1 protein-coding gene is annotated in these 500 nt (G+C 47.4%); it reads left to right on the top strand.

Annotated elements, in window-relative coordinates; translation table 11 throughout:
• Positions 1-143: 143 nt before the first annotated feature.
• Positions 144-380, top strand: a complete 237-nt coding sequence (locus EA472_RS23575) for a DUF7344 domain-containing protein (protein WP_449289238.1) — start codon at positions 144-146, stop codon at positions 378-380.
• Positions 381-500 lie beyond the last annotated feature (120 nt).

The following is a 500-nucleotide window of genomic DNA, read 5'->3' as shown; positions in this document are numbered from 1 at the left end:
CGTTGTGCGGGTGACAGCGACTCGAACTCGTCGAATACACGCGTGCACGACAAGAAGTCCGTAATCGGCATCATCCGTGTTCGCTACTGCCTACGTCACGATCCTACTTCAACGTTCAAAGCTGAGTAGTAGAGGAAACTTCGGTGGATGAAACCCTTAGATTGATCTCTCACCATCGTCGCCGTGCAATTCTTGATCTTCTTCTAATTCACGACCGGCCATTAACTCTCACTGATCTTCGTAACGAGGTTGTTGAAAAGGAGCAGGACACAGAGATAACCGAAATCCCCAGTGAACAGGTGAAAGAGGCCCATATATCATTGCATCACGTTCACATTCCAAAATTGGAGGAGGAAGGTGTCGTCAACTATGACTCATAGTGATTAAGGAAATTATTTACCGATAGGTGTGGTAGAGTTGATAATGGGTCGGCTTGACGATATCACGCTTGAGGAACTCTACGAACTCAAGGAGCAGATCAACGAAGGGAAGCCGCGAGA

It is taken from the genome of Natrarchaeobius oligotrophus, assembly GCF_003841465.1.
GTDB classification, from domain to species: Archaea; Halobacteriota; Halobacteria; order Halobacteriales; family Natrialbaceae; genus Natrarchaeobius; species Natrarchaeobius oligotrophus.
Note: the sequence above shows the minus strand (reverse complement) of the source record. Positions and strands in the feature narration are given on the sequence as shown.